The sequence below is a fragment of the Marinobacter sp. genome (assembly GCF_041984545.1).
GTDB lineage: Bacteria > Pseudomonadota > Gammaproteobacteria > Pseudomonadales > Oleiphilaceae > Marinobacter.
The window spans coordinates 109,607-122,247 of record NZ_JBHIXV010000002.1; the positions used below are offsets into that span (position 1 = coordinate 109,607).

The window sequence follows — 12,641 nt, forward strand, 5'->3', positions numbered from 1 at the left end:
CGATGCTGTAAATGGAACAAGCCGGCCAGGTCGGACGGCGACGGCTCCGCAAGTATAGTCCTTTACGGAAGTTCCGCCCGGAAAGTTTCGTCAGGGTGCGGATTCGGTGTCCGGATCGTCGCTGTCCGGCTCGGCGGGTGCCGATACGATCAGGCCCTGCTCGACGAATTCCTGAAGCACGATGCCATGGGTGCCGTCCGGTACCTCCCGCGCAATGCGGTAAACGGTACCCGCGTTATCAACAGGGCCGGTCTTCAGGTCCAGAACCCGGAAAGGCGACATGGGGGATTTGTCCGCCTCCCGCACCATCAGCACCCTGGGCTTGAGCTTGTGCTTCGGGTGGCTCTGAATCACGATGCCAACCTCGCCGTTCACCATTTCCACAATGGAACCGGGCGGGTAGATGCCGATCATCTGGATGAAGGCGTTGGCGAGTTCCTCGTCGAACTGGGCACCGCGGTGTTTGTGGATGATATCCAGCGCCTGCATGGAGGCGCGGCCCTTGTCGTAGACCCGGTTGCTGGTGATGGCGTCGTAGGTGTCCACCAGCCCGATGATCTTGGCAAAGTAAGGGATTTGCTCGGCCCTGAGGCCACGGGGATACCCGGAGCCGTCCATCCGTTCATGATGGCTGAAGGCAACGTCCACGGCAGCGCTGAGTGACCGTGCTGTCGCCATCAGGATGTCCCGGCCATGGGTCGTGTGGTGCCGCATCACGTCGAACTCCTGCGGCGTTAGCGCGCCCGGTTTGTTCAGCACATTGTCCGGGATCCGGGTCTTGCCCACGTCGTGCAACAGACCGCACAGGGCCAGCGTCCGGATCTCGCCTTCCAGTAGCCCCAGGTGCTTGCCAAAGGCTGCTGCGAGAATCGACACATTGATGCAGTGCTCGGCGGTGTACTCATCCTGGTGCTTGATCTTGGTCAGGAGCAGAAGCGCGCTCTCGTTTCTAAGCACGCTTTCCACGCACTGGTTAACCACGTTGCGTGCGTTGTTCAGGTCCAGCGCCCGACCGACTCGCAGCCCGGACATGATGGCTTTGGCGGTTTGCTGAGCGTCCTCAAACCGGAGCACCGCCGTTTCCATCTCCTGGCCAACATCCACCTTGTTGATGTAGCTCACCCGTTTGCGGGGCAACGAAGATTCCGGCTGGCTCTGGGTGGGGTTGGAGTTGGGGTTGGAGTTGGGGTTGGAGTTGGGGTTGAGAGTGGCGCGGGTTTTCCTTCGGAACAGGTCCATGAACCCGGAGCGTTGGGGTGCCTTGATCCGCTCCTGTTCGGGCCGTGGCGAGCCGGTGACCCGCCCCTCGATAACCACAAAATCACACTGTGCCCGCAGCGCGTCGATCTCGGTCTGATCCCGGATCACAAAGCCCTGAAGGAGAAAGTCGGTATCCTCCCACGGCCGATCGAGACGGATAACGTGCATGCCAATGGCAAGCTCTGCCACGTCAATCTGGCTTTCTATGATTTCCTTATGGGGTTCGCTCATGTCCTCACCCGTGCGCCCTGCCACACCATTCTGGTGCAAAATACACCGATCAGGATGGACTCAATTGCAAAATCTGGTCAAATGTTGTTCATTCGGATAGCGGGCGCTCGTACGCCCCAGCGTGCCAATGTTGTTCCGGGGGGTAGCGAATGATGGATTATCGTTTTTTCCATCTCTGGTGGCTGGCGCTGGCCGCCGCCCTGATACCGCTGTTGACCATACATACCACGTTTCTGGTCTCGGTGCTCGAGGGCCACGTTGACCTGTGCGTGCCCTACTGGGACAGCTGCACCAGCATCAGCCGGACCGGTCGGCATGGCACCTCCTACTTCATCTTCAAGGGCACCATGCTGCCGGCGGCGCTTCTTGGCATCCTTTTCTGGTGGCTGAACGGGCGCTGGCTGAGACAGCTGGGCATCCATTCCGCAGGCGTTGCCTGGATTCCATGGCTCGGCCTGATTGCCTGTGTTTCACTGGCCGCGTATACACTTGCACTGGGCCACGCCGGTGACGGTTTCAATCTGATCCGCCGTGTGGGTGTGGTTCTGTATTTTTCCCTGACCTTTATTTGTGAACTGCTGGTGAGCGCCGCGCTCCGCGGCCATCCACGCTGGTCGAACCCGGGTTCGCGTTTGTTGAACCTTTGCCAGCTGACCCTGGGAGTGGGCATCCTGTCTGTAATTCTCAATGGCGTGGTATCGGAGTTTTACAGCCGCAAGGATGATGCTTTCGAATGGATTCTTGCGTTCCTGATCAACGCCCATGCCTTGTGGATTGCCCTGCTCTGGCGCAAAAGCCGTTTCCGGTTCCGTCTCTGGGCCGGATAGAGCAGCTGTCACAGGGCGAGCAGGCCCCTGACCAGCGCTGCCAGCCCGGCGACTGCGGCCACGCCCAGGATGACCGGGCGTAACCCCTCGAACGGCATGCGGTTGACCAGCTTGCCAGACAACCAGAAACCGATCAGTACCCCCGGGAATGTAGCCACAAACAGCATAAGCTCTGTCTGCCCCAGGTAACCGGAGGTAAAGAGCGCGGACAGGCTGAGGAAACTGGCGGCCAGAAAGAACGCGGACATGTTGGCCCGCACCAGCGGCCCTTTCTCGTTCTGGTAAATCAGCGCGATTGGCGGTCCTCCCACCGCGGTGATGGTGCCCATGTAGGTGGAAGCGGCGCCAGCGAGAATGCTGTTGCGGGCGTTCAGGGTTGGTCTCAGCCCTCCGACGCTCAGGGCCACAGCCAGCAGAATCAGAACGCCGAAAATCACATCGAAGCCCTGGGTGGAGATAACCAATAAGGTTAATGCCGCCAGGATGGCGCCGCCGACACCCCCGCCAATGGCGAAACGCACCTGCCGGATCTGCAGGGCGCTGCGATTGCGCACCAGCATGAACACCGTCAGCAGGGTGGCGTTCAGCACCAGCGGCGCCGGAATCAGCAGGGGGCTGATCAGGAACAGCAGGGGAGCGGCCAGGGTGCCGATGCCGTAACCGGCAACCCCTTGCAGGCAGGCACCTGCCATTAGCGCCAGATTGGCCAGCACAAGCTGTATCAGACTTACATCTGTCAACAACATCACCAATGGGTTGGAAAGCGGGGTTTGAGCGCCGCCGGGTTGATCTTGGTACACTGCCAGCAACGAGCATAGCTGAAACCCGCCGAGGCGTGATGACCCAGAACTCAGACACCCGGCCGTGCCCCTGTGGCAGTGGCAAAGCCTACAACGAATGCTGTCAGCCATTCCATCTTGGCAAGCCTGCGCCCTCGCCCGAGGCCCTGATGCGCTCCCGGTACTCGGCGTTTGTGCTGGGGCTACCGGATTACCTGCGGGACACCTGGCACGAAAGTGCGCGCCCTGCGGACCTGTCGCTCGACAGCAGCCCGGAGTGGACGGCCCTGAACATCCTGAGCTCCGGTGAAAACGATGACACCGGAACGGTGCATTTTCGCGCTGTCTATCGCCTTGGCCAGGGCTGGGGTTTCCTGGAAGAAGAATCCCGGTTTGCCTGGGAGGATGGCCGCTGGTTCTACCTGCGAGGCGATACCCGTGAAGGGCAACTGAAACCCGGAAGGAATGAACCCTGCCCCTGTGGCAGCGGCCGAAAATTCAAAGCGTGCTGTCTTTGAGCTCTGCCCCGGTTCAGGCGGCTTTTCGTCCTACGGCGCAAGCGTATTTGCGCTCGTAGCGCCGGTCTGCCCAGCGTTCATAAATCCGGGAGGCGATGGTGTGAATGCCGGGCCAGAGCAGAGGTTTGAACAGGAACCCGAAAGGCGTATGGGACCACGCCCGAACGTTGGCGTGCAGGCCGGTGACCCACTCACCGGTCCAGGTCATGAGATGTAACCGCCTGAGCAATGCCTCGCGACTGGGCAGATTGTTACTGCTGTGCCGCTGGTCATGAATGTCGGCAAAGATCAGGTGGCCCCGTTGCAGCTTTCTCAGCGTCGAGATTTCGCGGGCACACAGGGGGCATTGTCCATCGTAGAACAGCGTATCGTATCGGGATTCCATGGGATTCTCCGCCGGCTAAAAACCTTCTATTGAAATCTTTGTTAACAAACTGGAACAGATCCACCCGGAAGGTCTGTGGATAATTCGCGGCATGAGATAATGTCTGGAGCCGCGGTCAATGAATGTTCTTACAAATCTAAAAATACGCACCCGCCTGCTTCTGGCCGTGATTGTACCGGTTCTGATTACGGCGGCCACGCTTGCGTGGATCACAGCAAGCCAGATTCAGGCGAACGGGGAAGAGGAGCTTGAGCGGCTGGAGCAGAGCCTGCTGGAGGCGCGCAAAGCGGGTCTGCAGAACCTGATTGACGCCGCCAGGGCAGTCGTGCTCGAGGCCAAGAACGACCCCACGCTGACCGAGGAAGAGGCCAAGGAGGCGGCTGCCGAGCGCCTCAGATCCATCCGGTTTGACAAGACCAATTATGTCTTCGCCTACACCCGCGATGTTTACAATCTGGCCTACGCGCCCGATCCCTCCAAGGAAGGTCCCACCAATAACCCCACTCTGAAGCGCCTGGTGGGAGACCTGTTTGCTGCGGCCGAGAACGACGGTTTTTATGGGTACACCTGGATGAATCCGGCCTCAGGCAATGAGGAGCCCAAACTGTCGTACTCCACTCTCATCCCGGACTGGGACTGGATGATTGGTGCCGGGGTTTACATTACCGACATCGACCGACAGGTGGCTGCCGCCAGGGAAAAGCTGGAAAGCAGCATGGCCAAGACGCTCGGCTTTATCCTGCTGGTGACCTGTGTCGTCGTGGCGATTGCACTGGTGATTGGTGTGCTCGTCGGGCGCAGTGTGACCGTGCCTCTGAAGAATGTGAGTGACATGATGCGGGAAATCGCGGAAGGCGAGGGCGATCTGCGCCAGCGCCTGCCGGATGAGGGTACCGATGAACTCTCTGAAATGGGTAAGCGATTCAACGCCTTTGTTATCAAGATCCAGAACACCATCCGTGAGGTGGGAGCCACCACCGATCAGGTGGCCTCCGCGGCGGAGGAACTGAGCCGGGTGGCGAATGAAACCCGGGCGTCAGTGCAGGAGCAGGGCTCGGAGACCGATCAGATTGCCTCGGCCATCAACGAAATGGCGGCCACCATCCAGCAGATTTCCGGCAACGCCAATGAAGTGGAAAGTGCCGCCTCAGACGCAGATCGCATGGCCCGGGAAGGTGGCGAGACCATCGGCAGCGCCCAGGGTGCTGTTAACCAGCTGTCTGAAGAAATCAAGAGCACGGCCGGGAGCATCGACGCACTGGCGGAGAAATCTGACGACATCCAACAGGTACTGGACGTGATTCACGCGGTAACCGAGCAGACCAACCTGTTGGCGCTCAACGCAGCCATTGAGGCGGCCCGTGCGGGCGAACATGGTCGCGGCTTCTCGGTGGTGGCCGACGAGGTTCGCCAGCTGGCCAAGCGCAGCGCCGAATCCGCGGACCAGATCCGGGAAATGATCAACGGCTTTGTGTCTGAATCCCGTTCGGCGGTCGATCGGATGAATAACTCCCGCAAGAGCTCCGACGCCACCGTTGAGCGGATCAATCACGCCACGGACGCCCTGCGCACCATTGAAACCTCGGTGGGCCAGATCCATGATCAGGTCACCCAGATTGCTACGGCCGCCGAGCAGCAGAGCCAGGTGGCCGAAGAGATCAACCAGAACGTGATTCGTATTGTCGATGCCGCTCAGCGCAGCGACACGGGCGTTAACCAGACCAATGAGGCCAGCCATGAGCTGGCGCGGCTGGGCGAAAGCCTGCGTGAACTGGTGGGCCAGTTTAAAGTCTGATCAGTCGGGTGAAACCTGCGCGAGAAGTTCCCGGAGCCTGCGCGCGCGTTTTGCCCGGGATCGTACTGTGGCGGTGAGGTAGTCCGCGTCGAACGGCTTGAGAATGTAATCATCGCCGCCCAGCGCCACGCTCAGTGTTTTTTCGTCCTGGTGCGACAGCGTGGTCAGGAAAACAATCGGCGTGGCGTCGAACCTCCGGTCCTCGCGAAGTATGGCGGCGAGTTCTGTGCCCGAGATTCCCGGCATGACAATGTCGAGGATAATAACGTCAGGCTCGATATCGCGGGCAGTATCCAGCGCCTTAAGGGGTTCGCTGGTGGCGTGAACCTCCAGGCCAGACTGTTCCAGTTGAATTGAGGCGAACTGAAGAGCGGTCTTGTCATCATCCACGACCATTACCCGGTAACGGGGCATGTCCCGGCGCTCGGCGAACTCGTGGGCAAGCTCCAGTATTCTGGTCTTGCTGACCGGCTTCACGAGATAGCGGGAGGCGCCCGCTCTCAGGGCTGCGAGGCGCGTAGCCAGTTCATCGTGCACCGACAGGAACACAACCGCCGGCATTCTGCCAAGACGGCGGCGGAGTTGGCGTATCACGTCCGGGCCTGCCGCCTCATCGTGGCCAAACGCCACATCCATGAGGATCATCTGGGGGGCGGGCAGAGTCTCGAAGGTATCCAGGTATACCGAGGATGAGTGGTAAACCTCGGCATCGAACCCGGCTTCCAGAAGCCATGTCAGCATTTGCTGGGCGACCAGTTCATCGTCATCGACTATGTGAATCTTTCGACTGCCGGTCGTCGAGAGTTCAATCGCGTCGGTGCCTGGCTCATCCTTGCTGGCCCGCATCCTGGCAACCAGCTCGGACATCCGTTGCTTTTTGGACGCCGCATCCATCGGGTGCTCGTGCCATCGTTCGGCAAGCGAGAGCAAATCTCTGGCGGCTGTTGAAACGCCCGCCAGTCCGAGTGAGCCGGCAGAGCCGGCCAGTTTGTGGGCTTCCTGTGCCAGCAGTGAGAGAGAGGCATTCAGGGTGGCTACCCTGTCCGGCCCCGGATCCTCCAGGGGAACGGCCTCAACGAGCCTGTCGAGTTGCTGGAAGCGCTCGGGTAACTTTCTGAGATATTCAGCCCTCAGGGCTTTCAGCTGTGCCCGTGGTTCACTGCGATTCTGATCCGACATAACCCAAGCCCCCAGTCCCTGGATGTGGCGTATTTACCTGTCTGAAAGATAGCCGATTGTGCCGGAAACGCCACGGTACCGGGTTGGTGATTATTGCCTGCAAGGGCTAAGATTGCTGCGCTATGGGATTCAAAACATAACAACGAATCAGAGGAACAACACGATGGTCACTGTAGGTAGATCGCTGCTTGCTTTTGTATTGCTGAGTGTCAGCATGATCAGTTTCGCCGCGGAGACGCACACCCTGCGCCTTGCGCAAACCTGGGGCCCCAATTCCCCGATTCTGGGGGAGACAGTCCAGCACATGGCCGACATGGCCGAAACCATGTCCGATGGCCGGCTGCAGATCCGGATTGATCCGTCCAACAAGCACAAGGCTCCCTTTGGCATTTTCGATCTGGTGCGCAATGGCCAGTACGACATGGGGCACACGGCGTCGTACTACTACAAGGGCAGCATACCCAATGCCATGTATTTCACCACGGTTCCGTTCGGGCTGATTGCGCCGGAGATGTACGCCTGGTTCTACCACGGTGACGGCATGGAGCTGATGCAAAAAGTCTATGAGCCCTATGGCATGCTCTCTTTCCCGGGCGGGAATACGGGCAACCAGATGGGCGGCTGGTTCCGCAAGGAGATCAACTCCCTGGAAGACCTGAAAGGTCTCAAGATGCGCACGCCGGGCTTTGCGGGTGAGGTAATGTCTGAGCTTGGGGTTGCTGTTACCAATCTGCCGCCGGGTGAGCTTTATACCGCTCTGGAGCGCGGCACGGTGGACGCCGTTGAATGGGTGGGGCCAGCCCTGGACTTCCAGATGGGCTTCCACCAGATTGCCAAGTACTACTACTCCGGCTGGCAGGAGCCAGGCGCGGAAGTGCAGTTCCTGATCAACAAGAAAACCTGGGACAGTCTTCCCAAGGACCTGCAGGAGATCCTGCGGGTAGCCATGCGCACAGCGGCCTATGACATGTACATCCAGAGCACCCACCAGAGTGGTGTTGCCTGGGATCGGATGAAAGAAGATTATCCGGACGTCACCCACAAGGTGTTTCCGCCCGAGGTGATCGACGCCCTGCGAGCTACGACCAACCGGCTGCTGGCCGAAGCGGCAGAGAAAGACCCGCTGGCCCGGGAAATCATCGAGTCCCAGCGCGCCTACCTGAAGCAGGTTCGTCAGTGGACCAACATTTCTGACAAGGCGTACCTCAATAGCGTTGCCGAAGACTGATCCCTGATGCGCGGTTTCCGGTCTGTCGAGGCCGGAAGCCGCGGCTCCCTCCCCGGCTGCCCCTTTCTGTTTGGGGAGCTTTCTGGAAAAATAGGCCGCTCATTCTTTGGGCAGCGCCGATGAAACAGACACTGCTATCCCTGAGCAACCTCTCCAAGCAATTTGGTGACAGGATCGTGCTCGACGGACTGGATCTGGAGATCTACGACGGCGAGTTCATCACCCTCCTGGGACCGTCCGGTTGCGGTAAAACCACCCTGCTTCGTTTGATGGCCGGCTTCGAACACCCCGACACGGGCCACATCCGTCTGTGCGGGGAAGATCTCACCCACACGGCGCCGGAACACCGGCCGCTGAATACGGTGTTCCAGCATTACGCGCTGTTTCCGCACATGTCGGTGTTCGATAACGTGGCCTATGGCCTGAAGATGGAGAAACGTCCGAAAGACGAGATTCGCCAACGGGTCGACGAAGCGTTGGCGATGGTCCAGTTGCAGGACTACGCCCGGCGCAAGCCGCGTCAGTTGTCTGGCGGCCAGCAGCAGCGGGTGGCCATTGCCCGGGCCGTGGTCAAACGGCCACGACTGTTGCTGCTGGATGAGCCGTTGTCCGCCCTGGATTACAAGCTGCGTCGCACCATGCAGGTGGAGCTGAAGCGCCTGCAACGGGAGCTTGGCATTACCTTCGTGTTCGTTACCCACGATCAGGAGGAAGCGCTCTCGATGTCAGACCGGGTGGTGGTGCTCAGGGATGGTCAGGTGCAGCAGCTGGGCACACCCCGGGAGGTCTACGAGCGGCCCGCCAACCTCTTTACCGCACGCTTTGTGGGTGAGACCAATTTCTTTCCCGGCACGGTGGAGTCGGTTGGCGACGACGCTATTGCCGTGGATGTGCTCGGGTTCAAACGGAACCTCCGTCGGCCGGATTTTCCGGTGCATGCCGGCCAGCGCCTGCACGTTTTGCTGCGACCGGAGGATATCCGGGTGCTGGCGCCATCGGACGAGCAGGGTGTCGCGGGCCGGATTGTCGAGCGCAACTACAAGGGCAGCACCCTGGACTCGGTGATTCATCTGGACGACGGTACCGAGGTGCTGGCCAGCGAGTTCTTTGATGAAGACGATCCAGCCTTCGATTACCGGCTCGGGGAACCGGTGCGGGTGAGTTGGGTCGACGGCTGGGAGTGGCTGCTGCCCGAGGAAGACGCACAGGTTGACGCCGAAGAGGACCTTCCGGCCGATGCATAGTGTGAGACAGCAGCCGTTCAAAACCGCGGTGCTGATCCTGGTCTGGGGCTGGCTGCTGTTCCTTGTGCTGGCGCCCAACCTGCTGGTGGTGGGTGCCAGCGTGATGACCCGGGATCCGGTGTCGTTCCTGTCATTGCCCCTGAACCTTGACGCCTATCGCCAGCTCTTTGATCCGCTGTACCTGGAGGTGTTCCTGCACTCCCTGTACATGGCGGCGATGACCACCCTGGTGTGCCTTCTGATCGGCTACCCCTTTGCCTGGGCCCTGTCCCGCGTGGGCAAACAGCGGCAGTTGATTCTGATCTTCCTGCTGATCGTGCCTTTCTGGACCAATTCCCTGGTGCGCACCTACGCCCTGAAGCTGATCCTCGCCACCAACGGTTTGCTGAACAATGCCCTGATGTCGCTGGGGGTGATCGAAGAGCCGTTGCGATTGCTCTACACCGAGGGCGCGGTGATCATCGGTCTGGTTTATCTGCTCCTGCCGTTCATGATCCTGCCGCTGTACTCGGTGTTCGAGGATCTCAGGGAGGAGCTGCTACTGGCGTCGCGGGATCTCGGCGCCGGCCGGTTTGCCACGTTTGTCCACGTCATTATTCCGCTGACTCTGCCCGGGGTGGTGGCCGGTGTCATGCTGGTGTTGCTCCCGGCCATGGGGCTGTTCTTTGTGCCGGATATTCTGGGCGGCTCCCGCAACCTGCTGGTGGGTAATGTGATCAAGAACCAGTTTCTCGATGCCCGCAACTGGCCGTTTGGTGCTGCCGCCAGCATCGTGCTCACCCTTACCATGGCGTTTTTGATGTTCGCCCACCGCTTGAGCAAACGGCGCCTGGGCGAGGAGGGTGGCGGATGAGTCGCTGGCTGCAGCGCACCTATCTGGGCCTGGTGTACCTGCTGCTGTACGTGCCTATCCTCGTACTGGTGGTTTTTTCCTTCAACGAGTCCCGCACCGGCTATGCCTGGGGCGGGCTCAGCCTTCGCTGGTATGAGGCCCTGTTCAACAACCGGGCCATGGTGACGGCCATGTGGAATTCCCTGTGGCTGGCGTTGTCCGCCGCCACCGTGTCCACGGTGATCGGTGCCCTGACGGCCCTGGCACTCCACCGCTATCGGTTCCGGGGCAAGAAGCTGCTCAATGGCATGCTGTTCGTGGTGATGATGTCCCCGGAGATTGTCCTGGCCATTTCCCTGCTGGCGCTGTTCCTGCTGGTGGGCGTGCAGCTGGGCTATGTGTCCCTGCTGCTGGCTCATGTGACCTTCTGCCTGCCATTCGTGGTGATTACCGTGATGGCCCGGCTGAGTGGGTTCGACGAGAGCCTGCCCGAGGCCGCCCGGGATCTCGGGGCTTCCGATTTCACCATGACCCGCACCGTGCTGCTGCCGGTGATCATGCCTGCGTTACTGGCGGGCTGGCTGCTAGGGTTTACACTGTCTCTCGACGACGTGGTGGTGAGCACCTTTGTGAGCGGCCCGAGCTATGAAATTCTGCCATTGCGCATCTATTCCATGGTGCGGGTGGGTCTGAAACCCGAGGTGAATGCCCTGGGTACACTGTTGCTGGTGTTTTCACTGGTTATGCTGATGTTGTCTCAATGGATTCTGATAAGGAGCAAACGATGAAGAAACTGGCACTGGCCGGCATGCTGGCGGTGGGATTGACCGGATGCAGCTCTGAAGAGCCCCAGGTACTCAACCTGTACAACTGGTCTGAATACATGCCCCAGGAAGTCCTGGATCGCTTTACCGAGGAAACCGGCATTCCGGTGGTGTACACCACCTACGACAGTAACGAGGCCATGTATGCCCGCCTGAAGCTGCTGGACGACAGTGCTGCCTACGACCTGGCGGTGCCTTCCACCTATTACGTCAGCAAGATGCGCCAGGAAGACCTGCTGATGCCCATCGACCGCAGCAAGATCGAGGGCTTCGACGCGCTGGATCCCGAGCTGGTCAACCTGGACATTGACCCGGACAACAAGTTTTCGATTCCCTACCTCTGGGGCACCACCGGCCTGGCGGTGGATACCGCCGATGTGGAGGGTGAGCCCGTTGATGCCTGGGCCGATCTCTGGGACGACCGTTTCGAGGGTCGGGTGATGCTCACCAACGACATGCGCGAGGTGTTCCACGTGGGTCTCCGGGTGCTGGGCTACTCGGGCAACAGCACCAACCCCGAGGAAATCGAGGCCGCCTACGAGAAGCTCTCCGAGCTGATGCCGTCGGTGCGTACTTTCAATTCCGATGCGCCACGCATGCCATATCTGGAAGGCGAGACCGATGTCGGCATGATCTGGAACGGCGAGGCCGTCATGGGTCAGGACACCATGGAAAGCCTGAAGTACGTTTACCCCGAGGAAGGCATCATTGCCTGGCTCGACAGCTTCGTGATTCCCAAGAACGCCAAGAATCCGGAAGCGGCCCACAAGTTCATCAGCTTTGTGCTGCAGCCCGAGATTTCCGCACTGATCAGCGAGGAAATCGGCTACGCCACGCCCAATCTCGAAGCCCGGGAACTGCTGCCTGACGAGGTAGCCAACAACCGGGCCAGCTACCCCAACGCTACGGACATGATCAACGCCGAGTTCCAGACCGATATCGGCGACGATGCCCTGCAGGTCTACGCCAAGTACTGGGAAATGCTGAAGTCCGGTCAGTAAGACCGGCCTGATCCGCCTCCAGCAACAGGCCCGCGCTCCGTTTCCGGAGGCGGGCCTGTTGTCATTTTACAGTCGCTGCCTGCGGTTCTAACCTCAACTGAGAGGTCATCGTCACCGAATCGTTGGCAGGGAGCTTTCATGAAATACCTGTTTGAAGTGCATGTCCGCGAAGGCCATACCGCGGAAGAGTACGCCGACGCCTGGCTGCGGGCGAGTGAGATTATCCAGCAGGCGCCCGGCGCCCGGGGCACCGAGCTGCATCGCAAGATCGGCGACCCCAATACCCTCATTGCCATCGCTTCCTGGGAAAGCAAGGAACACCGGGACGCCATGGAAGGGCAGCACAATCCCGAGGTGGCCGCCATTATTCGCAGCGCGGCGCCCTACGTGGAGATTACACCCATCGGGGAGTTTGAGGATCCGGAATGGGTGGTGAAGCCACAATGACCGGATCTGAAGGCACTATCCGGCCGGTGCTGAGCAAGCTCTATCATCGCATGGTCACGAAACGGCTGCAGAAGACCGGCCGAATGCCCTG

13 protein-coding genes are annotated in these 12,641 nt (G+C 60.0%); 9 read left to right on the forward strand and 4 right to left on the reverse strand.

All coding sequences use genetic code 11. The features are described from left to right. Positions 1-90: 90 nt before the first annotated feature. Complete coding sequence (locus ACFC20_RS01505; RefSeq protein WP_375183137.1) at positions 91-1,491, reverse strand: HD-GYP domain-containing protein; 1,401 nt, start codon at positions 1,489-1,491, stop codon at positions 91-93. Positions 1,492-1,640: 149 nt separating this feature from the next. On the opposite strand from ACFC20_RS01505, the gene ACFC20_RS01510 reads away from it, so the two are divergent. After that, complete coding sequence (locus ACFC20_RS01510) at positions 1,641-2,318, forward strand: hypothetical protein (protein WP_375183138.1); 678 nt, start codon at positions 1,641-1,643, stop codon at positions 2,316-2,318. Between the two features lie 8 nt (positions 2,319-2,326). On the opposite strand, the gene ACFC20_RS01515 is transcribed toward ACFC20_RS01510, so the two are convergent. Further along, complete coding sequence (locus ACFC20_RS01515) at positions 2,327-3,058, reverse strand: sulfite exporter TauE/SafE family protein (RefSeq protein ID WP_375183139.1); 732 nt, start codon at positions 3,056-3,058, stop codon at positions 2,327-2,329. A gap of 98 nt (positions 3,059-3,156) precedes the next feature. Between ACFC20_RS01515 and ACFC20_RS01520 the strand changes: the two genes are divergently transcribed. Next, complete coding sequence (locus tag ACFC20_RS01520; RefSeq protein ID WP_375183140.1) at positions 3,157-3,615, forward strand: YchJ family protein; 459 nt, start codon at positions 3,157-3,159, stop codon at positions 3,613-3,615. A 13-nt stretch (positions 3,616-3,628) separates the two neighbouring features. Here the strand turns inward: ACFC20_RS01520 and ACFC20_RS01525 are convergent, their stop codons facing one another. Further along, positions 3,629-4,000, reverse strand: coding sequence for a thiol-disulfide oxidoreductase DCC family protein (locus ACFC20_RS01525; protein ID WP_375183141.1), 372 nt, complete (start codon positions 3,998-4,000; stop codon positions 3,629-3,631). Positions 4,001-4,118: 118 nt separating this feature from the next. On the opposite strand from ACFC20_RS01525, the gene ACFC20_RS01530 reads away from it, so the two are divergent. After that, positions 4,119-5,795 (forward strand): methyl-accepting chemotaxis protein, encoded by a 1,677-nt coding sequence (locus ACFC20_RS01530; protein ID WP_375191457.1) that lies wholly within the window; start codon positions 4,119-4,121, stop codon positions 5,793-5,795. Here the strand turns inward: ACFC20_RS01530 and ACFC20_RS01535 are convergent, their stop codons facing one another. Beyond that, a complete protein-coding gene (locus tag ACFC20_RS01535; RefSeq protein ID WP_375191458.1) occupies positions 5,796-6,974 on the reverse strand; it encodes a response regulator in 1,179 nt (392 codons plus the stop codon). A 214-nt stretch (positions 6,975-7,188) separates the two neighbouring features. On the opposite strand from ACFC20_RS01535, the gene ACFC20_RS01540 reads away from it, so the two are divergent. The 6 genes from ACFC20_RS01540 (at position 7,189) to ACFC20_RS01565 (ending at position 12,550) form a co-directional block, all read left to right on the forward strand. Next, positions 7,189-8,202, forward strand: coding sequence for a TRAP transporter substrate-binding protein (locus ACFC20_RS01540; RefSeq protein ID WP_375191512.1), 1,014 nt, complete (start codon positions 7,189-7,191; stop codon positions 8,200-8,202). Between the two features lie 119 nt (positions 8,203-8,321). Next, positions 8,322-9,446, forward strand: a complete 1,125-nt coding sequence (potA, locus tag ACFC20_RS01545) for a spermidine/putrescine ABC transporter ATP-binding protein PotA (RefSeq protein WP_375191459.1) — start codon at positions 8,322-8,324, stop codon at positions 9,444-9,446. Continuing rightward, entirely contained in the window at positions 9,439-10,299 is an 861-nt protein-coding gene (gene potB, locus ACFC20_RS01550) for a spermidine/putrescine ABC transporter permease PotB (RefSeq protein WP_375191460.1), read from the forward strand. Before potA ends, potB begins: the two co-directional genes overlap by 8 nt. Continuing rightward, positions 10,296-11,066 (forward strand): spermidine/putrescine ABC transporter permease PotC, encoded by a 771-nt coding sequence (gene potC, locus ACFC20_RS01555; protein ID WP_375191461.1) that lies wholly within the window; start codon positions 10,296-10,298, stop codon positions 11,064-11,066. The genes potB and potC overlap by 4 nt, the downstream gene beginning before the upstream one ends. Further along, positions 11,063-12,103: an extracellular solute-binding protein gene (locus ACFC20_RS01560; RefSeq protein ID WP_375191462.1), complete on the forward strand. Its 1,041-nt coding sequence runs from the start codon at positions 11,063-11,065 to the stop codon at positions 12,101-12,103. The genes potC and ACFC20_RS01560 overlap by 4 nt, the downstream gene beginning before the upstream one ends. A gap of 138 nt (positions 12,104-12,241) precedes the next feature. Continuing rightward, positions 12,242-12,550 (forward strand): antibiotic biosynthesis monooxygenase, encoded by a 309-nt coding sequence (locus ACFC20_RS01565; RefSeq protein ID WP_091990047.1) that lies wholly within the window; start codon positions 12,242-12,244, stop codon positions 12,548-12,550. Positions 12,551-12,641 lie beyond the last annotated feature (91 nt).